Here is a 23,329-nt window from a genome sequence, read left to right on the forward strand (position 1 = left end):
GGCATCCGCGCGATCGGATCGCCGTTCACCGTCACCAGGACCGTGCCGCCGGGGGCGGGATCGCCGGTATCGTCGTCCCCGTCACGGCTGCCGGACAGGTCCAGGGCGGCCCCGGCGCATGAAAAAACCCGCCGGATCGGGCGGGTTTGTTTCGTTTTCGCAGTGATCGTGGCCTGTCAGCCCTGGCGGGCCTTGAAGCGGCGGTTGGTCTTGTTGATCACATAGATGCGGCCCTTGCGGCGGACCACCTGGCAGTCGCGGTGCCGGCTTTTCAGCGAGCGGAGCGAATTGCGAACCTTCATCGGTTTTTCTCCATCACGCGGCTCGCAGCCGCAGGAAAACGAAAGACCCCCGACGGCTGCCGGGGGCGGCGAAAACATGGTGGGCGGTACTGGGATCGAACCAGTGGCCACTACGATGTCAACGTAGTGCTCTACCGCTGAGCTAACCGCCCGTCCTTGGGTGATCCCGTCCGCTTCCCTCTGGGGAAACGTCCCGAACCGCCTTTGGTCCGCGTGTCTATATAGGCGGGCCTTGGGGGTTTCAAGCCCTATCGCAGCAGGAAACTTATCGTCTATAAGGTTCAGGAAGAAACCGCCCGCCGGGGTCTGACTTGACCGAATCCGACCTGCCTGTCCTGATCGACCGGCCCGACCGCTGGGCCAGCGGCGTCATTTTCGGATCGCCTCATTCGGGACGCGTCTATCCCGACTGGTTCCTGGAAGGCACGAAGCTGCCGCCGGAAACCCTGCGGTCGTCCGAGGATGCCTTCGTGGATCGGCTGATCGCCTGCGCCCCGTCCCTTGGCGCGGTGACGATTCGCGCGCAGGTGCCCCGCGCCATCGTCGATCTGAACCGCGCCCCGGACGAGATCGACCCGCTGGTGGTGCGCGGCGTGCCCCGCCATCCCCTGAACCAGCGGACCCTGGCGGGCCTGGGCGTGATCCCTCGGGTCGTGTCGCAGGGCCGCGCCATCCTGGAACGCCCCCTGGACCGGGCCGAGGCCGAACGCCGCATCGACGCCTATTGGCGGCCCTATCACCAGGCCCTGACCGCCCTGATCGCCGAGGCGCAGGCGCGGTTCGGGCAGGCGATCCTGATCGACATGCATTCGATGCCGCACGACGCCCTGGCCCATCTGCACGGACCGCGCCCCGACATGGTGCTGGGCAACCGCCACGGCCTGTCCGCCGCCCCGCGCGTGTCGGATGCCATCGTCGCCGCCGTCGAGGCCGAGGGCTGGCGGATCCGGCGCAATTCGCCCTTCGCGGGGGCCTATATCTGTTCGGCCTATGGCCGGCCCGCCCGGAACATCCATGTGGTGCAGCTGGAAATCGACCGGGCGCTGTATATGGACGAAAAGGCCGTCGCCCCGCATGACGGGTTCGACGATGTCGCAGCCAGGATGGGGCGGGTGATTCGCAAGCTGGCGGTCCTGGAAGGCGACGACCGGTCGGACCCCGCCATCGCCGCCGAATGACAGGAGTGAACGGATGGACGACCTGCCGAACCTGATTGCCGATGCCTTGGGCCGGAACATTGCCCTGATCGTGCTGGCGGTCCTGATCCTGCTGGCCGTGCTGTCGGCGGTCAGGATCGTGCCGCAATCGGAAAAATACGTGGTCGAGCGGTTCGGCCGCCTGCATGCCGTGCTGGGGCCGGGGATCAACCTGACCGTGCCCTTCCTGGACCGCGTGGCGCACCGGATCTCGGTCCTGGAACGGCAGTTGCCGACCAGCAGCCAGGACGCCATCACCGCCGACAACGTGCTGGTGCAGGTGGAAACCAGCGTCTTCTATCGCATCATCGAGCCGGAAAAGACCGTCTACCGCATCCGCGACATCGACGCGGCCATCGCCACCACCGTCGCGGGCATCGTGCGGTCGGAAATCGGCACGATGGAACTGGACCAGGTGCAGTCGAACCGCGCGTCCCTGATCACCCGGATCCGCGAATCGCTGGCCAATGTCGTCGACGACTGGGGGATCGAGGTGACGCGGGCCGAGATCCTGGACGTGAACCTGGATCAGGCGACCCGCGCCGCCATGCTGCAACAGCTGAACGCCGAGCGCGCCCGCCGCGCCCAGGTGACCGAGGCCGAGGGCAAGCGCCGCGCGGTCGAACTGGCCGCCGACGGCGATCTGTATGCCGCCGAACAGCTTGCCAAGGCCAAGCGCGTGTTGGCCGATGCCGAGGCCTATGCCACCGCCGCCATCGCCGAGGCGATCCAGAAGAACGGGCTTGAGGCCGCGCAGTATCAGGTGGCGCTGAAACAGGTCGAGGCGCTGGCCGAGGTCGGCCGGGGCGACGGCAAGCAGGTCGTGTTGCTGCCCGCCGCCGCGCTGGATGCCTTTGGCGACGCTTTCGGCCTGCTGCGTGGGCGGTCGTCGTCATGAACGGCTGGCTGTGGCTGATCGCCGCCTTCGTGCTGGCGGGAATCGAACTGCTGGTGCCGGGCTGGGCCTTCATGGGGCTTGCGGCCTCGGTCGGGTTGATGGGGGTGCTGCTGCTGACCGGGCTGTGGACGGCGGATCTGCCCGCGACGCTGGTCGTCACCGCGCTGCTGTCGGCCGCAGCCTGGCTGCTGTTCCGGCGGCTGTGGCCGACCAGCCGGGGCGACAAGCGGATCTGGGACCGCGACATCAACGAATGACGGCTGGGGCGGATGCCGGGGCCGGGTCTCCGGGCCAAGAAGAAGCGGCCTTTCACGGCGCCAAGCTGGTCCTGGTCCATGACGGGCAGCTGCTGACCTATCTGCGCGACGACAGGCCGGGTCTGCCGTTTCCGGCCTGCTGGGATCTGCCCGGCGGCGGGCGCGAGGGCGACGAATCGCCTCTGGATTGCGCCCTGCGCGAATTGCGCGAGGAATTCGGTCTGACGCTGCCGCCGTCGCGGCTGGTGGGGCGGTCCTTCGCCTCGATCCGGCATCCCGGCTGGCGGTCCTGGCTGTTCACCGGGCAACTGAACGCGGCCGAGATCGCCGCCATCCGCTTCGGCGACGAGGGGCAGGAATGGCGGATGATGCCGCTGGCGGACTTCGCCGCCCATCCCCGCGCGGTCCCGCAATTCCGCGCCCTGGTCCGCGAGCTTATCGCAGCGCCGCCACGCCCCGTACCAGCGGGCGCAGCGCGTCGCCCTTGACCATCCAGCTTGTCGCGAAGGCGAAGGTGGCGACGGTTTCCAGCCAGAAGACCGGGCGCAGACCGGCCAGCCGGTCGTCCAGCCCGGTCGCGAACAGCACGCCGATCAACCCGATGCTGGCGACGATCATCCAGCCGCAGATCCGATAGATCCGGTTCGAGGCGTCCTTTTCCGCCCCGTCCACCGCGCCCTTGGTGAACAGCACCAGGCAATAGACCGCCAGGGCGCCAAAGAACACCGCCGCCGCGACCAGATGCACCAGCGACGCCAGCGGCGGCTTCAGCAGGCATTGCAGCAGCGTGCAGGCCGCCTCGTCGGGAAGGACGCAACCGTCCTTGCAGGTGGGCGACAGGGCCACCAGGGCGATGGCCACCGCCGCCACCCGCGCCGTGCCTTTGTCCGTGACCAGATCGCCCGCATCGGGGCGAAAGCCCTCGTAGCTCCACAGAAACACCGCCTGGGCGATCAGGCTGCCGACGAAGACCTCTCGCATCGGGCTGTAATAGGCCGAGGAGATGCTGGGCAGCAATTCGCCGACAGCCAGCCCATAGGCCAGCAGCGCCAGCGGCAGGAAGAAGCCAAGCGCGCCGATGGCCCGCCGGACCGCCAGGAAGGACAGGACCAGATCGTTATGCGATTTCTGCCTTATGCCGTGATCGTCCGCCATCGCCTTGCCTCCTTTCGCCGGTGCCCGTCAGCCCCGCAGATCCGCCAGGATCGCCTGCGCCGCCGCGCGCGGATCGGCGGCCTGCCAGATCGGGCGGCCGACCACGATATGATCGGCCCCCGCCCCGATGGCGCTGGCCGGGGTCTCGACCCGCTTCTGATCGCCAAGCGCCGCGCCCGCCGGTCGCACGCCCGGCGTCACGATCAGCCGCGACCCCGGCAGGGCGCGGATCGCCTGGGCCTCGCGCGGGGAACAGATGATGCCGTCGGCGCCGGCCTCGAAGGCGCGGGCGGCGCGTTCCACGGTGATCTCGTGCAGGTCGCCCGGCCGGATCATGCCCGCATCCAGATCGGCGCGCTCCAACGAGGTCAGGATCGTCACGCCCAGGATCTTCAGCCCCGATCCCGCAGCGCCCTGCTTGGCGGCGCGGACCACATGCGGGTCGCCATGCACGGTCAGGAAATCCAGGTCGAATGCCGCCAGCCCCCGCACCGCGGCCTCGACCGTGGCGCCGATGTCGAACAGCTTCATGTCCAGGAAGATGCGCTTGCCGTGTTCCGCCTTCAGCTCCTGCGCCAGCGCCAGCCCGCCGCCGGTCAGCATCCCCAGGCCGATCTTGTAGAAGCCCACGGCATCGCCCAGCCGTTCGGCAAGCTCCAGCCCCGCCACGGCGTTCGGCACGTCCAGTGCCACGATCAGCCGGTCATCCATGGTCGTCCCCATCCGCAGGAAAATCGCGGCGTTATGGCACAGGCCCAGGCGGCTTGAAAGCGCCCGGAAACTTCCCAAATCTTCTTCCGAAGACCCGAATCGGGCGTGCCTTCGGGGTGTCCGGGTAACGGGGGCTATTGAAAGGGGAATTTGCCGATGAACATGGAAAAGTTCACCGAGCGGTCGCGGGGCTTCATGCAGGCCGCCCAGACCATCGCGATCCGCGAGGAAAACCAGCGGGTCGTGCCGGAACATCTGCTGAAGGCATTGATGGATGACGATCAGGGGCTGTCGGCCAACCTGATCACGCGGGCGGGCGGCGACGCGCGCGCCGTCCGGCAGGCGGTCGATCAGGCCGTCGCCAAGCTGCCCAAGGTCAAGGGCGGCAACAACCAGGTCTATGTGGACCCCAGCCTGGTGCGCCTGCTGGACGAGGCCGAGCAGGTCGCCAAGAAGGCGGGCGACAGCTTCGTCCCGGCCGAGCGGATCCTGATGGCGCTGGCGATGGTCAACACCAATGCCCGCGACGCGCTGACCGCGGGCGGCGTCACCGCGCAGAACCTGAATGCGGCGATCAACGACATCCGCAAGGGCCGCACGGCGGACTCGGCAAGCGCCGAAGACAGCTATGAGGCGTTGGAGAAATATGCCCGCGACCTGACCCAGGCCGCGCGCGACGGCAAGATCGACCCGATCATCGGCCGGGACGAGGAAATCCGCCGCGCCATGCAGGTGCTGAGCCGCCGGACCAAGAACAACCCGGTCCTGATCGGCGAACCCGGCGTCGGCAAGACCGCGATCGCCGAAGGGCTGGCCCTGCGCATCGTCGATGGCGACGTGCCCGAAAGCTTGCGCGACAAGCGGCTGATGGCGCTGGACATGGGCGCGCTGATCGCCGGTGCGAAATATCGGGGCGAGTTCGAGGAGCGTCTGAAGGCGATCCTGAAAGAGATCGAGACCGCCGCGGGCGAGATCATCCTGTTCATCGACGAGTTGCACGTGCTGGTCGGCGCGGGCAAGACCGATGGCGCGATGGATGCCGCGAACCTGATCAAGCCCGCGCTTGCGCGCGGGGAACTGCATTGCGTCGGCGCCACCACGCTGGACGAATACCGCAAGTATATCGAAAAGGACGCGGCGCTTGCCCGGCGGTTCCAGCCGGTCATGGTCGAGGAACCGACCGTCGAGGATACGATTTCCATCCTGCGCGGCATCAAGGAAAAATACGAACTGCACCACGGGGTGCGCATCTCGGACGCGGCGCTTGTGGCGGCGGCGACGCTGTCGCATCGCTACATCACCGACCGCTTCCTGCCCGACAAGGCCATCGACCTGATGGACGAGGCGGCCAGCCGGTTGCGCATGGAGGTCGACAGCAAGCCCGAGGAACTGGACCAGCTGGACCGGCAGATCCTGCAAATGCAGATCGAGGCCGAGGCGCTGAAGAAGGAAGACGACGCGGCCAGCAAGGACCGGCTGGAACGGCTGGAAAAGGATCTGTCCGACCTGCAACAGCGCAGCGCCGAGATGACCGCCCGCTGGCAGGCCGAACGCGACAAGCTGGAAGGGTCTCGCAACCTGAAGGAACAGCTTGACCGCGCCCGCGCCGAACTGGACCAGGCCAAGCGCGAGGGCAATCTGGCCCGCGCGGGGGAACTGTCCTATGGCATCATCCCCGGCTTGGAAAAGAAGCTGGCCGAGGCCGAGAACGGCGGCGCCGACGGGCTGATGGTGGAAGAAGCCGTCCGCCCCGAACAGATCGCCGAGGTGGTCGAACGCTGGACCGGCATCCCCACCAGCAAGATGCTGGAAGGCGAGCGCGAGAAGCTGTTGAAGATGGAAGAAGAAATCGGCGCCCGCGTGATCGGCCAGCAAGAGGCCGTGATCGCCGTCAGCAACGCCGTCCGCCGCGCGCGGGCGGGCCTGAACGACGAGAACCGTCCGCTGGGCAGCTTCCTGTTCCTGGGTCCGACCGGCGTCGGCAAGACCGAACTGACCAAGGCGCTTGCCGAATACATGTTCGACGATGACAGCGCGATGGTCCGCATCGACATGTCCGAATTCATGGAAAAACATTCCGTGGCCCGGCTGATCGGCGCCCCTCCGGGCTATGTCGGCTATGACGAGGGCGGCGTCCTGACCGAGGCGGTGCGGCGGCGTCCCTATCAGGTGATCCTGTTCGACGAGGTCGAAAAGGCCCACCCGGACGTCTTCAACGTGCTGTTGCAGGTTCTGGACGACGGGCAGCTGACCGACGGGCAGGGCCGCACGGTGGACTTCAAGCAGACGCTGATCATCCTGACCTCGAACCTGGGGTCGCAGGCGCTGTCGCATCTGCCCGAGGGCGCCGATTCCAGCGATGCGCGCAGCCAGGTGATGGAGGCGGTCCGGGCGCATTTCCGGCCCGAATTCCTGAACCGCCTGGACGAGATCATCATCTTCCGCCGCCTGACGCGGGCCAATATGGACGCCATCGTCAAGATCCAGCTGTGGCGTCTGGAACAGCGGCTTGCGCAGCGCAAGATCACGCTGGACCTGGACGATGGGGCGCGCAAATGGCTGGCCGACCAGGGCTATGACCCGGTCTTCGGGGCGCGTCCGCTGAAACGGGTGATCCAGCGCGCCTTGCAGGATCCACTGGCCGAGCTGCTTCTGTCGGGCGAGGTTCTGGACGGCCAGACCGTCCATGTCAGCGCCGGGCCGGACGGGCTGATCGTCGGCAACCGGATCGGCCGCGCGGGCCACAAGCTGGGCGCGGTGGGCGAAGGGCCAAAACCCGACCTGACCGTCCATTGATCCGAAAAGGCCCCGCATCGTCGGGGCCTTTTCATGTTTCGGTCACCAACCGGTCACGACCTGTCCACGTTTCCTTGATCTTGCCCTGATACCCAGACGGCATCGCGAAAAAACGCGAAGTCGTTGTTCAGGATCAAGATCATGCAAAGAATTGCAGAGTTTACCGCCGCAGCCGTCTGCGCCTCGGCCCTTTTCGCGCTGCCCCTCGCGGCAGCTTCCGTCGACAACCCTTATGCCACGCTGAACGGCCAGGCCCCGATCGTGATCGCCCATCGCGGCGCCCCGGCCTATCTGCCCGAGAACACCATCGGCGGGAACGAACTGTCGGCCAAGATGGGCGCCGACTATGTCGAGACCGACGTGATGATGAGCAAGGACGGCGTTCTGGTCGTCATGCACGATTCCAGCCTGGCCCGCACCACCAATGTCGAATCCGTCTATGCCCCGCGCAACGGCGGCTATGCGGTCAAGGATTTCACCTATCAGGAACTGCAGGCCCTGACGGTCGAGCCGACCGGCTCGGGTCAGTGGACCTATCCCGATTTCGCGCCCCAGGATCCGAATCCCTATCGCATCCCCAGCTTCGCCGACATGCTGGACGCGCTGACCGCCTATAACGAAAAGAACGGCACCCAGGTCGGGATGCTGACTGAGGGCAAATACGCCTATGACGAGGCCACCAGCCGCGCGGTGATCGAGACGCTGATCGACAAGGGCTATACCACCCGCGAAAAGTCGATGGTCCAGTCCTTCGATTTCGGCAATGTCTTCGCCTACAGCAACCTGCTGCGCGAATATGGCGTGGACATGGGCGTGGCCCAGCTGGGCGGCATCGGCAAGGCTGGCGATCAGTGGACCATCGACGGCGTGCTGGTCAGCCAGGTCGCGGGCCATATCGATACGCTGGCGGCCAGCTATGGCTCGATCACCAAGGATCTGATCGACTATGCGCATGGCCTGGGCCTCAGCGTCTATGGCTGGACCTTCCGCCCCGCCGATCAGGACATGGCCTTCGCGCAGCTGAAGGATCTGCTGGACTGGGGCCTGGACGGCATCATCACCGACAACCCCGACTATGCCCGCGCAGTCGTCGATTCGCTTGACCTGGCGCCGGTGCCGCTGCCGGCGGGCCTGCCGCTGATGGCCGCGGGCCTTGGCGCGCTGACCGCGCTGCGCATCCGCCGCCGCCGGGCCTGACCCAAACGGGCGGCCCTTCGCCGCCCTTTTTTTCCCCTGATTTTCCGAGGATACCATGTTCAATCCGATCCTGCGCGCCGCCGCGCCGCTGCTTGTCCTGACCGTCCTGTCGGCCCCCGTTTCCGCCGCCAGCGTCATCGTCAACGGCACTTTCGACAACAACACGACCGGCTGGACCGGCAGCTATTCCACCCGGATCGCCGATCCCTGGATCGACACCGGCAGCTATTACTTTCCCGGCGCGGGTCCGACCCATTCCATCTCTCAGGACTATGCCCTGAGCACCGAGGAACGCGCCAAGACCCAGACCGGACGGCTGGGCTATGCCTTCTCGGCCGACATGTTCGGCTGGCACGGGCAGCGCGACTATTCGATCCTGTCGGTGTCCTTCTTCGACAGCGCGAACACGCTGATGGGCTTTGCCGCGCTGGATACCCGCGACATCTATCCCGACACGGGGATGCCCTGGGATCTGTTCATCCATGCGGGCGGGAAATACTATCAGGAACTGACCGGCTTCCTGCCCGCCAGCACCGCCCTGCTGCGCTTTGCCATCGAGTCCGTCCGGGTCGGCGGCGGCACCAATAACGACGGCTATATCGACAACGCCTCGTTCGTGCTGGCCGACATGCCCGCCCCGGCGCCGGTTCCCCTGCCCGCGACGCTGCCGCTGCTGGCCGCCGGCGTCGTCGGGATGGGCGCGCTGCGCCGCCGCAAGACGCGCTGACACCAGACAGGCCGCGCCCCGCATCCGGGGCGCGGCGTTCAGGCGGTCCTGCCCGCCAGTTGCACCACGCCCATCACCTCCAGCACCTTCGCCTCGATATGGGCGGCGTTCAGGGCCGAGCTGTCATACATCGCATACGGCGCGTCGTGATCGACGAACCGATCCGGCAGCACCATCGAGCGGAAGCGCAGGCCGCTGTCGAAGACCCGCTCCTCGGCCAGCAATTGCGCGACATGGCTGCCGAAGCCGCCGACCGCCCCTTCCTCCAGCGTGATCAGCGCATCATGGCCTGCCGCCAGCCGCAGGATCAGGTCGCGGTCCAGCGGCTTGGCGAAACGGGCATCCGCCACGGTCGGGCTGATCCCGCGCGCCGCCAAGGATTCGGAGGCCTTCAACGCCTCGGACAGGCGGGTGCCGAAGGACAGGATGGCGACGCCCTTGCCCTGCTGGACGATGCGGCCCTTGCCGATCTCCAGCACCTGGCCGCGTTCCGGCATCTCGACCCCGGTGCCCTCGCCGCGCGGAAAGCGGAAGGCGATGGGACCGCTGTCATGGGCGGCGGCGGTGGCGACCATGTGCATCAGTTCGGCCTCGTCGGCGGCGGCCATCACCACCATGCCGGGCAGGTTCGCCAGAAAGGCGATGTCATAGGCCCCGGCATGGGTCGGCCCGTCCTGCCCCACCAACCCGGCGCGGTCGATGGCGAAGCGCACGGGCAGGTTCTGGACCGCCACGTCATGGACCACCTGGTCATAGCCGCGCTGCAAAAAAGTCGAATAGATCGCGCAAAAGGGCTTCATTCCGCCCGCAGCCAGCCCCGCCGCGAAGGTCACCGCGTGCTGTTCGGCAATGCCCACGTCGAAGGTCCGGCGCGGGAAACGCTCGGCGAACTGCTTCAGCCCCGTGCCGTCGGGCATGGCGGCGGTGATGCCCACGATCTTGTCATCACGCCCGGCCTCGTCGATCAGCGCCTTGGCGAAAACGGCGGTATAGCTGGGGGCGTTCGATTTCGCCTTGGCCTGAACGCCCGTCACCATGTCGAACTTGCCCGTCGCATGGCCCCGGTCGGCGGCATTCTCGGCCGGGGCATAGCCCTTGCCCTTTTTCGTCACCGCATGGATCAGCACCGGCCCGGTGGCGCGCGATTTCACCGTGCGCAGCAGCGGCAGAAGCTGGTCAAGGTCGTGCCCGTCGACCGGGCCGATATAGGAGAATCCCAGTTCCTCGAACAGGGTGCCGCCGATCGCCATGCCCTTCAGCATTTCCTTGGCCCGGCGCGCGCCTTCCTGGAAGGGCGGCGGCAGCAGGCCCACGGCACCCTTGGCAGCGGCCTTCAGATCCTGAAAGGGCGCGCGGGTGTAAAGGCTGGTCAGGTATGACGACAGCGCGCCGACCGGCGGGGCGATGGACATCTCGTTGTCGTTCAGCACCACGATCAGCCGCTTGCCCAGATGGCCCGCATTGTTCAGCGCCTCGAAGGCCATGCCCGCGCTCATGGCGCCGTCGCCGATCACCGCCACGGCATCGCCCGGATCGCCGCCCAGATCGCGCGCCACGGCAAAGCCCAATGCCGCAGAAATCGAGGTGCTGGAATGGCCCGCCCCGAACGGATCATAGGCGCTTTCCGCGCGCTTGGTGAACCCCGCCAGCCCGCCGCCCATGCGCAGGGTGCGGATCCGGTCGCGCCGCCCGGTCAGGATCTTGTGGGGATAGCACTGGTGGCCCACGTCCCAGATGATCTTGTCGCGCGGCGTGTCGAACACCGCGTGCAGCGCCACGGTCAGTTCCACGACGCCCAGCCCCGCGCCCAGATGCCCGCCGGTGACGCTGACCGCGCTGATGGTCTCGGACCGCAACTCGTCGGCAAGCTGGCGCAGTTCCCGGTCGCTCAGCGCCTTCAGGTCCGAGGGAAGCCGCACCCGGTCGAGGATCGGCGTCTTGGTCAGGTCGGTCATGGGCTGGCCCTTTGTGCAGGCAGGGGGCGGGCGTTCAGGTGTCGCGTTCGATAACGAAACGCGCCAAGTGGCGCAAGTTCCCGGCGGCCCCGCCATAGGGCGCCAGCGCGGCGTCGGCGGCGGCGACCAGCCGCGCCGCCTCGGCCCGCGCGCCGTCCAGGCCCAGCAGGGACAGGAATGTGGCCTTGCCAGCCGAGGCGTCCTTGCCGACGCGCTTGCCGGTCACATCTTCGTTGCCGGTCACGTCCAGGATGTCGTCGGCGATCTGGAAGGCCAGCCCCACCGCATCGGCATAGGCCGCCAGCGGCGCGGGATCGGCATGGGCGATCAGCGGCCCGGCCATAGCGGCAAAGCGGATCAGCGCGCCGGTCTTGCCGCCCTGCAATTCGGTGATCTGGTCCAGCGTCAGCGGCCGCGCCGCCGTTTCGGCGGCAATATCCAGGGCCTGCCCCCAGACCATCCCCGCCCCGCCGACCGCCTGCGCGAAGGCCGCGACCAGGCGGCGCGTGGCGGCATCGCCGATGTCGGGATCGGCCAGCAGCCCGAAGGCCAGCGATTGCAGCGCGTCGCCCGCCAGGATCGCGGTGGCCTGGGACCATTTCACATGCACCGTGGGCAGGCCGCGCCGCAGGTCGTCGTTGTCCATCGCGGGCAGGTCGTCATGGACCAGGGAATAGGCGTGCAGCGCCTCGACCGCTGCCGCGACCGGCAGGGCGGCGGCATCGGCAACGCCATGCAGACGGGCGGATTCCATGACCAGAAAGGCCCGGATCCGCTTGCCGCCCGCGCAGGCATAACCCATCGCGTCGCGCAGGTCGCCCGAAGGCAGGGCGCCGATCGCCCGGTCAAGCGCGGCCTGCACCTGCGCCTTCACGGCGTCCAGTCGGGATTGCATCACAGCCCCTCGGCCGGTTCCGTCCCCGTGGGCTGGCCATTGGCGGCAAGGGTGATCTTTTCCACCCGGTCCTCGGCCTCGCGCAGGCGTTTCTCGCAATGGGCGCGCAACGCGGCGCCGCGTTCGTAAAGGCGGATCGAATCGTCCAGCGTCGCGTCGCCGGTTTCCAGCTTGCCGACCGTGGCCTCCAGCTCCTTCATGGCTTCCTCGAAGCTCATGGTCGCGATGTCGTTCATGTTCCGGCCTCCAGCAGCACTTCGACATGGGCGCGGACGGACCGGCCCAAAGCGGCCAGATCATAGCCACCTTCCAGGCAGGATACCACCGGGGCCGACAGATCCGCCGCCATATCGCAGATCATCCGGGTGATGGCGGCGAAATCATGATCGCCCCATTCAAGCTGCGCCAAGGGATCGGCGGCATGGGAGTCGAACCCGGCCGAGACGATCACCAGTTGCGGCCCGAAGTCCGAGGCGCGGGCCAGGATGTCGCGCCAGGCCGCCTGCCCCGCCGCGCCGTCCGAGCCGGGCCGCAGCGGCAGGTTCACCATCTGCCTATGCGCGCCACGTTCCGCCGCCGCCCCGGTGCCCGGATAAAGTGGCATCTGGTGGGTGGACGCAAAGAAGGCGCGGGGCTCGTCCCACAGCAGATCCTGCGTGCCGTTGCCGTGATGCACGTCGAAATCCAGCACCGCCACCCGGTCCAGCCGGTGATGGTCGAGCGCCCGTCTGGCCGCGATGGCGGCATTGCCGAGGATGCAGAAGCCCATCGGCTTTTCGCGTTCGGCGTGATGGCCGGGCGGGCGCATGGCGACGAAGGCATTCGCCGCATCCCCCGCCAGCACCGCGTCCACCGCCGCGACCGCGCCCCCCGCCGCGCGCAGGGCGGCATCCAGGCTGCCCGGCGACAGATGCGTGTCGGCGTCCAGCATCCGCCAGCCCTCGTCCGGGACGGCGGCGCGGATGCGGTCCAGATAGGTCTGCGGGTGGCAGCGCAGGATCTCGGCCTCATCGGCGCGGGGCGCCTCGCGCCGGTCCAGGGGCAGGTCGGCAAGCGCGTCGCTCACCGCGGCGTGGCGGGCCACCTGTTCGGGATGGCCGGGCGGGGTGATGTGGCGCTCGGCGTCGGGATGGGTGAACAGGGCGGTTGTCATCAGACCTCCATCTTGCCGATCAGGGGCAGGTCGTCCTCGGGTCCGACGCTGTGGCGTTCGATCATGCGGTGAACCAGCGGATCGCCCTCGCCCTGGTGCAGGGCGCGCAGGGCGACGGTGATTTCGGCCTCCGACCTGGTGCGGCGCAGGTTGTGGCGGACATATTCGTCCCAGGTGGCGAGGTGATAGCTTTCCGACCACAGGTCGGGATGTTCCAGATCGCGCAGCAGCGCCCAGTTGCGCGCCCCGTCGCGGCGGCGCACGCCCCGGCGAAGCTGCATCAGGCGCAGGAATTCGGTCGTATCCTTCTGCGCGATCCGGTAATCGACCATCACCATGATCGGCCCCGACCGGCCCCGCAGATCCAGCCGCAGCGCCGGTTCGCGGAACCGGTTGAGGGGTTCCAGATCGGCCGTGCCGAAATCGGGCGCCTTGAACCAGAACCCGATCACCGCCCCCGCCAGCAGCACGATGCCTGCCGCCGTCAGCGCCTCGCCCAGGCCATGCGCGCCCGCGACGGCGCCCCAGGCCCAGGATCCCGCCGCCATGCCGCCGAAGGTCGCCGTCTGATACAGCGCCAGCGCGCGGGCCACGACCCAGCGAGGCGTCGAAAGCTGCACCGTCACATTGAACAGCGACAGGGCCAGCACCCAGGAGGCCCCAGCAGGCAGCAGCGCCAAGGCGTGCAGCCAGACATTCTGGGTCTGGCCCAGCACGACGGCGGACAGGGCGAAACCCGCAAAGGCCATGCGCACGATGTTTTCATTGTCGAAACGCGCCCGGATGCGCGGGTTCAGCGCCGCACCCGCGATGGCGCCGATGCCGTAGCAGCCCAGCAGCCCGCCGAACAGCATCGACCCGCCCTCGGGGTGGGCCTTGGCGACCAGGGGCAGCAGCGCCAGGATCGACACGGCGGCAAAGCCAAACAGCGCGCCGCGCAGGATCACCTTCATCAGGTTCGGCGACAGAAAGACATAGCGCAGCCCGGCGGCGACGGCGGGCAGGAACGCCTCGGGCGGGGCGGTGCGCGGGGCGATGGTCGGGCGCCAGCGCAGCAGCGCGCCCAGAAGCGGGATATAGCTGAGCGCGTTGACCGCGAAGGCCGCCGCCGCGCCGAAGGCGGCGACGATGAAGCCCCCGGCGGCAGGCCCGACGCTGCGCATCAGGTTGAAGCCGACCGAGTTCAGCGTGACGGCGGCGGGCAGGTCCGCGCGTGGCACCAGATCGCCCATGCTGGCCTGCCAGGGCGGGTTATAGAGCGCCTGCCCCGCCCCGATCAGGAAGGTGAAGGCCAGCAGCAGCCAGGGCGTCAGCCAGCCCTGCCAGGCGACGACCGCCAGCAGGACCGACACCACGCCCATGAAGCATTGCGCGAACAGCAGGATCGCCTTGCGGTCGAAGATGTCGGCCAGCGCGCCCGAGGCCAGCGCCAGCAGCATGATCGGCAGGGTGTTCGACGCCTGCACCAGGGCGATCAGCGTGGCGCTGTCGGTCAGTTGCGTCATCAACCAGGCCGCGCCCACGGCCTGGACCAGCCCGCCGAAGTTCGAGACCAGCGTCGCGCTCCATAACAGGCGGAAGTCGCGGTGGCGGAACGGGGCAAGGGCAGAGGGACGGGAGGGCGGCGGCTGCTGGGTCACGGATACGGTCGCTTTGGGCTTTCCGTCACCCTAGCCAGCGGCGCGCGAGGGGGCAATGTGGGGCAATGTGGGGGAGGACGACAGGGGCAGACGCGCTTCTTTCCATGGCGATGAAACCAAAACAAACGCGAATTTGTTCCGCCGTCAGCCGAACTTGATCAAACTGCCGCCCTTTCGCCACAACCCGCGCCCCGCTTCGATCCCGGCCGGGGCGCAAGGCTTGACGACCCCTGTCTGTGACGGGCTGATGAACCCCAGCGCGAATCACCCCACGTCCCGACGGGCCTGGGCGATTCATACGAAATCTTGGATGCTGCCGGCGCCCGCGACAGGCCGCCGGATGCCATGAAGGAACATGATGATGCGTCTTGTGACCCTGTTCACGGCGGTTGCCCTGGGGCTTGCCGCATGTGGAAGCAGCCAGCCGGTCACGCTGGCCAATCCCACGGTGCCCCCGACCTATCAGGCGCGGACCGATACCGGCCCGAACGGAGAGCCGATCCAGATTCCCGCCGTCCGCGCCGCCTATCTGAACGAACGCAACCAGCGCCAGCAGGTCGCCTATAACGGACCGGAAGCGCCGGGCACCATCGTCGTCGATCCCTATGCCCGCGTGCTGTACCACGTGCAGCCGGGCGGCCAGGCGATGCGCTATGGCGTGGCCGTGGGCCGGGCGGGCACGGGCTATGCGGGGACCGCGACCGTGGCGCGCAAGGCGGCCTGGCCAAGCTGGCGCCCGACCGACAACATGATCCGCACCCAGCCGGACCTTTACGCGCAGTTCTCGGGCGGGCTGTCGGGCGGGATGCACAACCCGCTGGGGTCGCGGGCGCTGTATCTCTACGAAGGCGGGCGCGACACCTATTACCGCATCCACGGCACGATGGACCCGTCGTCCATCGGCAAGGCGACCTCGGCCGGCTGCATCCGGCTGTTCAACCAGGACATCATCGACCTGTTTGCGCAGGTCAGCACCGGCACCACGGTCCATGTCCGCAGCCAGGCGGAAAGCATCCGCTATGAAGGGCCGATGACCGAAACGCCCGAGGGTTATGTGGTGCCCGCCGGACAGGCGCCGACGGCCACGGCGTCCCCGGCCCCGGCCACCGCGCAGGTGACCGATCCCTATGCGGTCACGACCATCGCCACGCCCTACGGCGCGCCGGTCACGACCGTCTCGCCGGTGGAAAGCGCGGTCCGGTAACGCCGCGCCGCCCCGCCCTGCCAAGGCCCCCCAGGGCTCCGGTCCGCGCCGGGGCCTTTCCGTTTGCAAATCCCGCAGATCTTCCGCAAAATCCGCGCGAAATCAGGCCCGCGGCAAGGATGAAGCGATGCCCAACTATAGCAAGCTGGAACAGGAACTGCTGACCGCTGAACAGCGGGCCTTGACGGAAAACAGCCGCGGCGCGGCCTTCGGGACGCTGGACGATCCCGGATTGTCCCGGCTGATCGCCGATCTGGACAGGGCCGTGGGGCAGGCCGGACCCAGGGGCGAGAACGGTCAGGTCGCGGCGGCGGATGTCCTGGCGGCGGCCCTGCGACGGGCCAAGGCGGAACGGCGCAGGCGCAGTCAGGCCGCGCAGGGGGGTCAGGGCACGGCGGCGGAAGGTGCCGCCGCGAAGCCGAAGCCTGCCGCCGCCAAGCCCGCCGCCAAGCCCGCCCGGCGCAAGCCTGCCTCTCCGGCCCGGAAGCCTGCGGGCCGCGAAAAGGCCGAGATGCGCAAGGCCGACCTGCGAACCGGATCGCGCCGCATCGCCAAGGCAAAGCCCGCCACCGCCACCGCCACCGCCCCCACCGTCGCCCCCGCCGAACCCGCGTCGCAGCCCCCCGTGGCGCCGACCGCCGCGCCCGCCCCGGCCAAATCCGCCGCCCCTGCCCTGGCGCAGCCGGTCGTGGCGGACAAGGCCGACACGGATCGGAAACCCCAGGACAAGGCCGCCCGCAAAGCCGCGAAAGAGGCCGAGAAGGACGCCCGCAAGGCTGCGCGCAAGGCGGAAAAGGATGCGGCCAAGGCCGCCCAGAAGGCCGAAAAAAAGGCCGAGAAAGCCGCCGCAAAGGCCGCCAAGGCCGATGGAGCCAAGACCAAGAAGGACAAGGCCAAGGGGGATAAGGACAAGCCCGGGAAGGGCAAGGCGGGCAAGTCGCGTGCCGCCGACCCCCTGGACGCCGCCTGATCCCGATCCGGGGATGACGGGACCGATCGCCCTTTGCCGCCGCGCGGTCGGCCGGATGGGACGGGCCGCCGCCGCCCTGGCGGTGCTGGCGCTGCCCGCGCAGGCCTTTCCCGCCGTGGACGCCCTGGCCGGGCGCCCGCCCGTCCGCCAGTCGGAAACGCTGCGCTGCACCGATGACGGGCGCGACTGCGTGCGGCTGGACCACTATGCCGCCGATGTCTGCAAGCTGATCGAGCGGAATGCGGCGGAACGCGGGCTGGATCCGAATTTCCTGGCCCGGCTGCTGTGGAAGGAAAGCCGCTTCGAGCCGGGCGCGATCAGCCCCGTGGGCGCGCTTGGCATCGCGCAGTTCATGCCTGGGACCGCCGATCTCTACGACCTGCACGACCCGTTCAACCCCGCCCAGGCGATCCACAAATCCGCCTGGTATCTGCGCCACCTGACCGACATGTTCGGCAATATCGGCCTGGCCGCCGTCGCCTATAACGGCGGGGAAAACCGCGCCGCCCGCTTCATCGGCAAGACCGGCGGGCTGCCCTATGAAACCCAGGATTACGTCGCCGCGATCACCGGGTTCGAGGCGCTGCGCTGGCGCGACAACCCGCCCCCGGCGGGCGAATTGAAGCTGGCCCTGCACCCCGACATGGCGTTCCGCCCCGCCTGTGAAAAGCTGGCGGGCGAACGCCGCCTGCGCGAATTCATGGTCCAGCCCAAGGTCTTTCCCTGGGGCGTGATCGTGGCCAGCCATCCCAACCAGTCGGGCGCCATCAGCCAGGTCGCCCGCCTGAACCGCAGCCTGCGCCCGATCCTGGGCGACAAGCAGGTGGGCTATGTCAGGAAGCAACTGACGGGGATGCCGCGCGCCGTCTATACCGCCCAGATCGGCTGGGACAGCCGGCGCGAGGCCGCGGCCTTCTGCAACCGGTTCAAGCAGTTGGGCGGGCGGTGCATCGTGTTGAGGAACTGACCGGCATCAATCATCGGGGGTGGTCATGCGATTGTTCGTTCTGGGCGCGTCGGGCGGGGTGGGATCGTCCCTGTTGCAGCAAGCCGTCGCGCGGGGGCACCGGATCACCGCGCAGACCCGTGGCGCCGCAAGGCTGACCGAAACCGAGGGCGTCGACGTCATCGTCGGTTCGCCGACGGACGAGGCATTCCTGCGCGGCCATGTCGCCGGCCACGATGCCGTGGTGCTGTGCACCGGCATCGACAGGATGGGCAAGACCACCCTGTTCTCGGATACCGCCAAGGCGGTCGTGGCGGCGATGACGGCGGCCGGGGTGCGGCGCCTGGTGGCGGTGACGGGGATCGGCGCCGGGGACAGCCGGGGCCATGGCGGCTGGCTCTACAACCGCGTCATCTTTCCGCTGTTTACCCGCGACCGCTATGCCGACAAGGATCGACAAGAGGCGATCATCGAAGCAAGCGGCCTGGACTGGACCATCGTCAGGCCCGCGCCCTTTGCCGCTAGGGAAGGATCGGGGCCGTTGCAGATCCACACCGATATTCCAGGGGGGCTTCAACTGCGCTCGATCACCCGTGCCGAGGTCGCGCGGTTCATCCTCGACAGCCTCGAACAGGCCAGCTTCATCCGCGAGAAGCCGTTCATCGGGCATTCCTGAACCGGCTGGCCTCAGAGGAAGCTCTGCGGATCAATATCCACCGCCAGCCGCAAATTCGTCGGCGGCCTGTGCGGCGCCAGCCAGGCGGCGATGGCGGCCTGGACCGGGGCCTGGCGGGGGGCGTGGACCAGCATCCGCATCCGATTGCGACCCCGGATCCGCGCGATGGGCGCGGGCGCCGGTCCCCACAGTTGCGCGCCCGCCTGTTCCAGCGGCGCGGCATGGGCGGCCAGGTGGCGGGCGAAGTCGCTGACCACGCCCAGGTCGGGATGGGACAGGATGATCCCCGCCAGACGGCCAAAGGGCGGCATTCCGGTGGCCTGGCGGGCGGCGGCCTCGGCGTTCCAGAAGGCCTCGTCCTCGCCCGACAGGATCGCGCGGATCACCGGGTGATCGGGCTGGTGGGTTTGCAGCAGCGCCACGCCCGGCGCCGCGCCGGACACCCGCCCGGCCCGGCCCGCCACCTGCCGCATCAGCTGGAAGCTGCGCTCGGCGGCGCGCAGGTCGGCGCCTTGCAGGCCCAGGTCGGCGTCGATCACCCCGACCAGCGTCAGGCGCGGAAAGTTGTGGCCCTTGGCGACGATCTGCGTGCCGATGATGATCTGCGTGTCGCCATTCGCGATCTCGGCGATGGTGTCCTTCAGCGCGCGGGCGGACTGGAACAGGTCAGAGGACAGGACGGTGGCCTTGGCATCGGGGAACCGGGCCGCGACCTCCTCGGCGATGCGTTCGACGCCGGGACCGATGGGGACCAGCTTGCCCTCGACCCCGCAAGAGGGGCAGGCGATGGGGATCGGGCGCGTCTCGCCGCATTGATGGCAGACCAGGCGGTTCTGGAAGCGGTGTTCGACCATCCGCGCGTCGCATTGGTGGCAGGCGATCTGTTCGCCGCAGGCCCGGCAGACCGTCACCGGCGCGAATCCGCGTCGGTTCAGGAACAGCAGCGACTGTTCGCCCCGGACGATCCGCGATTCGACCGCCGCCGCCAGCGTGGGCGAGATCCAGCGGTTCGAGGCCATCTCCTCGGCCCGCAGGTCGATGGCGGCCATGTCGGGCAGTTCGGCGGCGCCATAGCGTGACCGCAGATCCAGCCGCCGGTATTTGCCGCTGGCCGCGTTCGCCCAGCTTTCCAGGGACGGCGTGGCCGAGGCCAGCACCACCTGCGCCCCGTTGATCGACGCCCGCAGCACCGCCATGTCGCGGGCGCTGTAATAGACCACATCCTCCTGCTTGTAGCTGGAGTCGTGTTCCTCATCGACGACGATCAGGCCCAGGTCGCGGAAGGGCAGGAACAGCGCCGATCTTGCGCCGACGACCAGCCCGACCTGTCCGCGACCGGCCATGTGCCACAACCGGCGGCGTTCCGTGCGGGTGATGCCGCTGTGCCATTCGCCGGGGCGGGCGCCGAAGCGGGCCTCGACCCGGTCCAGGAATTCGGCCGAGAGCGCGATTTCCGGCAGCAGGACCAGCACCTGACGGCCACGCGAGAGGCATTCGGCGACGGCTTCCAGATAGACCTCGGTCTTGCCCGACCCGGTGACGCCGCGCAGCAGGGTGGTGCCATATCCGCCCGACCCGAGGGCCGCGCGCAGGGCGTCCGCCGCCGCCTGCTGGTCGGCATCCAGCGGCTTGCCGTGCCGGGACGGGTCAAGGCGCGGATAGGGCAGGTCGCGGGGCGCCTGGATCTCGGCCAGCGTGCCCGCCGCGACCAGGCCCTTGACCACCGCCGTGCCGACGCCCGCAAGCTGCGCCAGTTCCGAGGCCGCAAAGCTGGCCCCGCCGTGATCGGCCACGACCTGCATCACGCGCTCTCGCGCCTCGGTCATGCGCGACGGCGCCGCGCCCCCCGGCACGATCACCCGCCGCGCGGCGGGCGGCTGGTCCAGATCCGGCGCGCGGGTCGCCATGCGCAGCATCAGCGGCAGCGGCGTCAGCGTGTATTCGGCGGCGCGGGTCAGAAACTCCAGGAACCGCGCGTCGAAGGGATCGGCATCCAGCACCCGCGCAACCGGGCGCAGCTTGGCCAGGTCGAAATCGCCCGTCCCCGGCCCCATGGCAAGGCCCAGCACCCGGCGCGGTCCCAGCGGCACCAGCACCAGCTGCCCCTGCGCCACCCCGTCCTCGGGCGCGAGGTAATCCAGCACGCCCACCGGCTCGACCGTCAGGACGGCGATGCGGTCGCGCGCGGCGAAAAAGGCGTGGGGGCTTTTCATCGCCCTGATAAAACCCCGCCCCGCGCCCGTTGCAAGCCCGCCCTGCCCCTTTCGGCGGGCGGGGTTTTGCGCTATCACCCCCGCGAACCGCCTTGGGGAGCCTGGCCATGAAATTCTTCCTTGATACCGCCGATGTGGATGCCATCCGCGAACTGAACGACCTGGGCATGGTCGACGGCGTGACCACCAACCCGTCGCTGATCCTGAAAGCCGGCCGCGACATCGAGGAGGTGACGGCCGAGATCTGCGCCCTGGTCGACGGCCCCGTCAGCGCCGAGGTCGTGGCCGAGACGGCCGAGGACATGATCCGCGAGGGCCGTCACCTGGCGAAGATCGCCAAGAACATCGCCATCAAGGTGCCGCTGACCTGGGACGGGCTGAAGGCCTGCCGGACCTTCGCCGACGAAGGCCACATGGTCAACGTGACGCTGTGCTTCACCGCCGCCCAGGCGATCCTGGCCGCCAAGGCGGGCGCGACCTTCATCAGCCCCTTCATCGGTCGGCTGGACGATATCGGCCTGGATGGCGTGGACCTGATCGCCGACATCCGCGAGATCTATGACAACTATGGGTACGAGACCCAGATCCTTGCCGCATCCATCCGGTCCGTGAACCATATCGTCGAGGTGGGCAAGATCGGCGCCGACGTGATCACCGCGCCCCCTGCCGTCATCAAGTCGATGGCAAAGCATGTCTTGACGGACAAGGGGCTTGAGCAGTTCACTGCCGACTGGGCCAAGACCGGTCAGAAGATCGGCGGATAACGCACAGAAACAGGTATAGGGCGGGACAGGCATGACGGCGGACCAGCAGGCGATTCTGGATTCGGAAACGCGCGACAGGCTTCTGGCCGATCCCGGCGTCATCCTGGCCGACCGCGACCTGATGCGCGCGCTTGTCGCCGCCCGCGAGGCCGAGGTCGGCGACAATGTCATCGACATTCGCGGCCGCGCGATGGAGGTGCTGGAATCGCGCCTCGACCGGCTGGAAAGCCAGCATGAAAGCGTGATCGCCGCCGCCTATGACAACCAGTCGGGCACGGCGGTCATCCACCGCGCGGTGATCGGGCTGCTGGAATCGGCCGATCTGGCCGAGCTGGTGGACAGCCTGCAATCCGACATCGCCCCCCTGCTGCGGATCGAGACGCTGCGGCTGGTGGTCGAACCCGCCCCCGCCATCCCCGGCCTGCCCGAGGACGCGGTGACCGTTCCCGAAGGCGCCATCGGCCGGATCATCGCCGCCGGCCGGCGCACGCCGCGCGGCGACGACATCGTGCTGCGCCCCGCCTCGCCCATCACCCAGCCGCTGCACGGCCGCCAGGTCGCGTCCGAGGCGATGCTGCCCATCGACCTGGGCGCCCGGCGCCCGCGCGCCATGCTGCTGATGGGCAGCGGCGACGCGTCCCGCTTCATGCCCGCCCACGGCACCGACCTGCTGCGCTTCTTCGCCCAGGTGTTCCGGCTGGTGCTGCTGTCGCGGCTGCGCGGATGACCGCGCCGCTGGCCCTGGCCCCCGCCATGGCCGACGCCCTGTCCCGCTGGCTGGAGGTCGAGGCCGCGACCCGCGACCGGTCCGGCCACACCGTCAGCGCCTATCGCGGCGACCTCTTGGCCTTCCTTGCATTCCTGGGCGGCCATCACGGCCAGCCCGCGACGCCGAAATCGCTGGGGGCTCTGCGCCAGACCGACATGCGCGCCTTCGCCGCCGCCGAGCGCGCGCGGGGCCTGGGCGCGCGGTCGCTGGCGCGGCGGCAATCGGCGGTGCGCAGCTTCCTGCGCTGGATTTCCGACCGCGAGGGCCATGACCTGTCCGCCGCGCTGTCCACCCGCAGCCCGAAATACACCCGGTCCCTACCCCGCCCCCTGACCCCCGACCAGGCGCGGGAGACGCTGGAGATGGTCGCCGTCCAGCACGACACCCCCTGGGTCGCGGCCCGCGACACGGCGGTGATGACCCTGCTGTGGGGCTGCGGGCTGCGCATCTCCGAGGCGCTGAACCTGGACGGCGCGGACTGGCCGTTCCGCGACAGCCTGACCATCACCGGCAAGGGCGGGCGGCAGCGTCCTGTCCCCGTCCTGCCGGTGGCCCGCGACGCGGTGGCCGAATACCTGAGCCAATGCCCCTGGCAGCTTGCGCCGGACCGGCCGCTGTTTCGCGGCGTGCGCGGCGGGCGGCTGTCGCCCGGCGCGATCGAGGGGACGATGCAGAAGGTCCGCGCATCGCTGGGCCTGCCGCCGACCGCCACGCCCCATGCGCTGCGCCATTCCTTCGCCACGCATCTGCTGGCGGCGGGGGGCGACCTGCGCACCATCCAGGAATTGCTGGGCCATGCCAGCCTGTCCACCACGCAGGTCTATACCGGCGTGGACGACGCCCATCTGATGGCGGTCTATCAGGCCGCGCATCCGCGCGGCTAGGGTCGAACCCCGCCCCGCCCC

23 protein-coding genes and 1 tRNA gene are annotated in these 23,329 nt (G+C 68.8%); 14 read left to right on the plus strand and 10 right to left on the minus strand.

Annotated features, from left to right (window positions below):
• Positions 1-176: 176 nt before the first annotated feature.
• Entirely contained in the window at positions 177-302 is a 126-nt protein-coding gene (gene ykgO / locus PXD02_RS14700; RefSeq protein WP_042245282.1) for a type B 50S ribosomal protein L36, read from the minus strand.
• Between the two features lie 77 nt (positions 303-379).
• Positions 380-454, minus strand: a tRNA-Val gene (locus PXD02_RS14705).
• Positions 455-613: 159 nt separating this feature from the next.
• Here PXD02_RS14705 and PXD02_RS14710 point away from each other — a divergent pair.
• Genes PXD02_RS14710 through PXD02_RS14725 form a run of 4 tightly spaced genes read left to right on the plus strand, consistent with a single transcriptional unit; the run spans position 614 to position 3,141 of the window.
• Entirely contained in the window at positions 614-1,480 is an 867-nt protein-coding gene (locus tag PXD02_RS14710; protein WP_275104577.1) for an N-formylglutamate amidohydrolase, read from the plus strand.
• Positions 1,481-1,493: 13 nt separating this feature from the next.
• The gene (locus tag PXD02_RS14715; protein ID WP_275104578.1) at positions 1,494-2,396 is read left to right on the plus strand and encodes an SPFH domain-containing protein; all 903 of its coding nucleotides are present in this window, start codon (positions 1,494-1,496) and stop codon (positions 2,394-2,396) included.
• Positions 2,393-2,653: a hypothetical protein gene (locus PXD02_RS14720; protein WP_275104579.1), complete on the plus strand. Its 261-nt coding sequence runs from the start codon at positions 2,393-2,395 to the stop codon at positions 2,651-2,653. The genes PXD02_RS14715 and PXD02_RS14720 overlap by 4 nt, the downstream gene beginning before the upstream one ends.
• The gene (locus tag PXD02_RS14725) at positions 2,650-3,141 is read left to right on the plus strand and encodes an NUDIX hydrolase (protein ID WP_275104580.1); all 492 of its coding nucleotides are present in this window, start codon (positions 2,650-2,652) and stop codon (positions 3,139-3,141) included. The genes PXD02_RS14720 and PXD02_RS14725 overlap by 4 nt, the downstream gene beginning before the upstream one ends.
• Here PXD02_RS14725 and PXD02_RS14730 read toward each other — a convergent pair.
• Both PXD02_RS14730 and pyrF read right to left on the minus strand, forming a co-directional pair.
• Positions 3,089-3,808 carry a hypothetical protein gene (locus PXD02_RS14730; protein ID WP_275104581.1) on the minus strand — a complete coding sequence of 240 codons (720 nt, stop codon included), beginning with the start codon at positions 3,806-3,808 and terminating at the stop codon, positions 3,089-3,091. The genes PXD02_RS14725 and PXD02_RS14730 overlap by 53 nt on opposite strands.
• Before the next feature lie 27 nt (positions 3,809-3,835).
• Positions 3,836-4,519, minus strand: coding sequence for an orotidine-5'-phosphate decarboxylase (gene pyrF, locus PXD02_RS14735; protein ID WP_275104582.1), 684 nt, complete (start codon positions 4,517-4,519; stop codon positions 3,836-3,838).
• A gap of 156 nt (positions 4,520-4,675) precedes the next feature.
• Here pyrF and clpB point away from each other — a divergent pair, with 156 nt between their 5' ends.
• The 3 genes from clpB (at position 4,676) to PXD02_RS14750 (ending at position 9,239) form a co-directional block, all read left to right on the plus strand.
• A complete protein-coding gene (gene clpB, locus PXD02_RS14740) occupies positions 4,676-7,315 on the plus strand; it encodes an ATP-dependent chaperone ClpB (protein ID WP_275104583.1) in 2,640 nt (879 codons plus the stop codon).
• A 141-nt stretch (positions 7,316-7,456) separates the two neighbouring features.
• Complete coding sequence (locus tag PXD02_RS14745) at positions 7,457-8,512, plus strand: glycerophosphodiester phosphodiesterase family protein (protein WP_275104584.1); 1,056 nt, start codon at positions 7,457-7,459, stop codon at positions 8,510-8,512.
• A gap of 55 nt (positions 8,513-8,567) precedes the next feature.
• Positions 8,568-9,239, plus strand: a complete 672-nt coding sequence (locus tag PXD02_RS14750) for a hypothetical protein (RefSeq protein ID WP_275104585.1) — start codon at positions 8,568-8,570, stop codon at positions 9,237-9,239.
• A gap of 38 nt (positions 9,240-9,277) precedes the next feature.
• On the opposite strand, the gene dxs is transcribed toward PXD02_RS14750, so the two are convergent.
• The 5 genes from dxs to PXD02_RS14775 are packed head-to-tail and all read right to left on the minus strand — an operon-like array spanning position 9,278 to position 14,882.
• Complete coding sequence (gene dxs, locus PXD02_RS14755; protein ID WP_275104586.1) at positions 9,278-11,194, minus strand: 1-deoxy-D-xylulose-5-phosphate synthase; 1,917 nt, start codon at positions 11,192-11,194, stop codon at positions 9,278-9,280.
• A 34-nt stretch (positions 11,195-11,228) separates the two neighbouring features.
• On the minus strand, positions 11,229-12,089 hold the full coding sequence (locus PXD02_RS14760; RefSeq protein ID WP_275104587.1) for a polyprenyl synthetase family protein: 861 nt from the start codon (positions 12,087-12,089) through the stop codon (positions 11,229-11,231).
• The gene (locus tag PXD02_RS14765; protein WP_275104588.1) at positions 12,089-12,325 is read right to left on the minus strand and encodes an exodeoxyribonuclease VII small subunit; all 237 of its coding nucleotides are present in this window, start codon (positions 12,323-12,325) and stop codon (positions 12,089-12,091) included. Before PXD02_RS14765 ends, PXD02_RS14760 begins: the two co-directional genes overlap by 1 nt.
• Positions 12,322-13,242 (minus strand): histone deacetylase family protein, encoded by a 921-nt coding sequence (locus PXD02_RS14770; protein WP_275104589.1) that lies wholly within the window; start codon positions 13,240-13,242, stop codon positions 12,322-12,324. Before PXD02_RS14770 ends, PXD02_RS14765 begins: the two co-directional genes overlap by 4 nt.
• Positions 13,242-14,882, minus strand: coding sequence for an MFS transporter (locus PXD02_RS14775; protein WP_275104590.1), 1,641 nt, complete (start codon positions 14,880-14,882; stop codon positions 13,242-13,244). The genes PXD02_RS14770 and PXD02_RS14775 overlap by 1 nt, the downstream gene beginning before the upstream one ends.
• A 355-nt stretch (positions 14,883-15,237) precedes the next feature.
• Between PXD02_RS14775 and PXD02_RS14780 the strand changes: the two genes are divergently transcribed.
• From PXD02_RS14780 to PXD02_RS14795, 4 genes are all read left to right on the plus strand, one after another.
• Positions 15,238-16,086, plus strand: a complete 849-nt coding sequence (locus PXD02_RS14780; protein WP_473092031.1) for a L,D-transpeptidase — start codon at positions 15,238-15,240, stop codon at positions 16,084-16,086.
• A gap of 127 nt (positions 16,087-16,213) precedes the next feature.
• On the plus strand, positions 16,214-17,056 hold the full coding sequence (locus tag PXD02_RS14785) for a hypothetical protein (protein ID WP_275104591.1): 843 nt from the start codon (positions 16,214-16,216) through the stop codon (positions 17,054-17,056).
• Between the two features lie 13 nt (positions 17,057-17,069).
• Positions 17,070-18,023 carry a lytic transglycosylase domain-containing protein gene (locus PXD02_RS14790; RefSeq protein WP_275104592.1) on the plus strand — a complete coding sequence of 318 codons (954 nt, stop codon included), beginning with the start codon at positions 17,070-17,072 and terminating at the stop codon, positions 18,021-18,023.
• A gap of 25 nt (positions 18,024-18,048) precedes the next feature.
• Positions 18,049-18,678, plus strand: a complete 630-nt coding sequence (locus tag PXD02_RS14795; RefSeq protein ID WP_275104593.1) for an NAD(P)-dependent oxidoreductase — start codon at positions 18,049-18,051, stop codon at positions 18,676-18,678.
• 11 nt (positions 18,679-18,689) lie between these two features.
• On the opposite strand, the gene PXD02_RS14800 is transcribed toward PXD02_RS14795, so the two are convergent.
• A complete protein-coding gene (locus PXD02_RS14800; protein ID WP_275104594.1) occupies positions 18,690-20,891 on the minus strand; it encodes a primosomal protein N' in 2,202 nt (733 codons plus the stop codon).
• 107 nt (positions 20,892-20,998) lie between these two features.
• On the opposite strand from PXD02_RS14800, the gene fsa reads away from it, so the two are divergent.
• The 3 genes from fsa to PXD02_RS14815 are packed head-to-tail and all read left to right on the plus strand — an operon-like array spanning position 20,999 to position 23,308.
• On the plus strand, positions 20,999-21,655 hold the full coding sequence (gene fsa, locus PXD02_RS14805; RefSeq protein ID WP_275104595.1) for a fructose-6-phosphate aldolase: 657 nt from the start codon (positions 20,999-21,001) through the stop codon (positions 21,653-21,655).
• Positions 21,656-21,686: 31 nt separating this feature from the next.
• Positions 21,687-22,382, plus strand: a complete 696-nt coding sequence (locus PXD02_RS14810; protein WP_275104596.1) for a DUF484 family protein — start codon at positions 21,687-21,689, stop codon at positions 22,380-22,382.
• Positions 22,379-23,308, plus strand: a complete 930-nt coding sequence (locus PXD02_RS14815; RefSeq protein ID WP_275104597.1) for a tyrosine recombinase XerC — start codon at positions 22,379-22,381, stop codon at positions 23,306-23,308. Before PXD02_RS14810 ends, PXD02_RS14815 begins: the two co-directional genes overlap by 4 nt.
• The last annotated feature ends 21 nt before the right edge of the window (positions 23,309-23,329 follow it).

Origin of the sequence: Paracoccus sp. S3-43, assembly GCF_029027965.1 — a bacterium.
Taxonomy (GTDB): Bacteria; Pseudomonadota; Alphaproteobacteria; order Rhodobacterales; family Rhodobacteraceae; genus Paracoccus.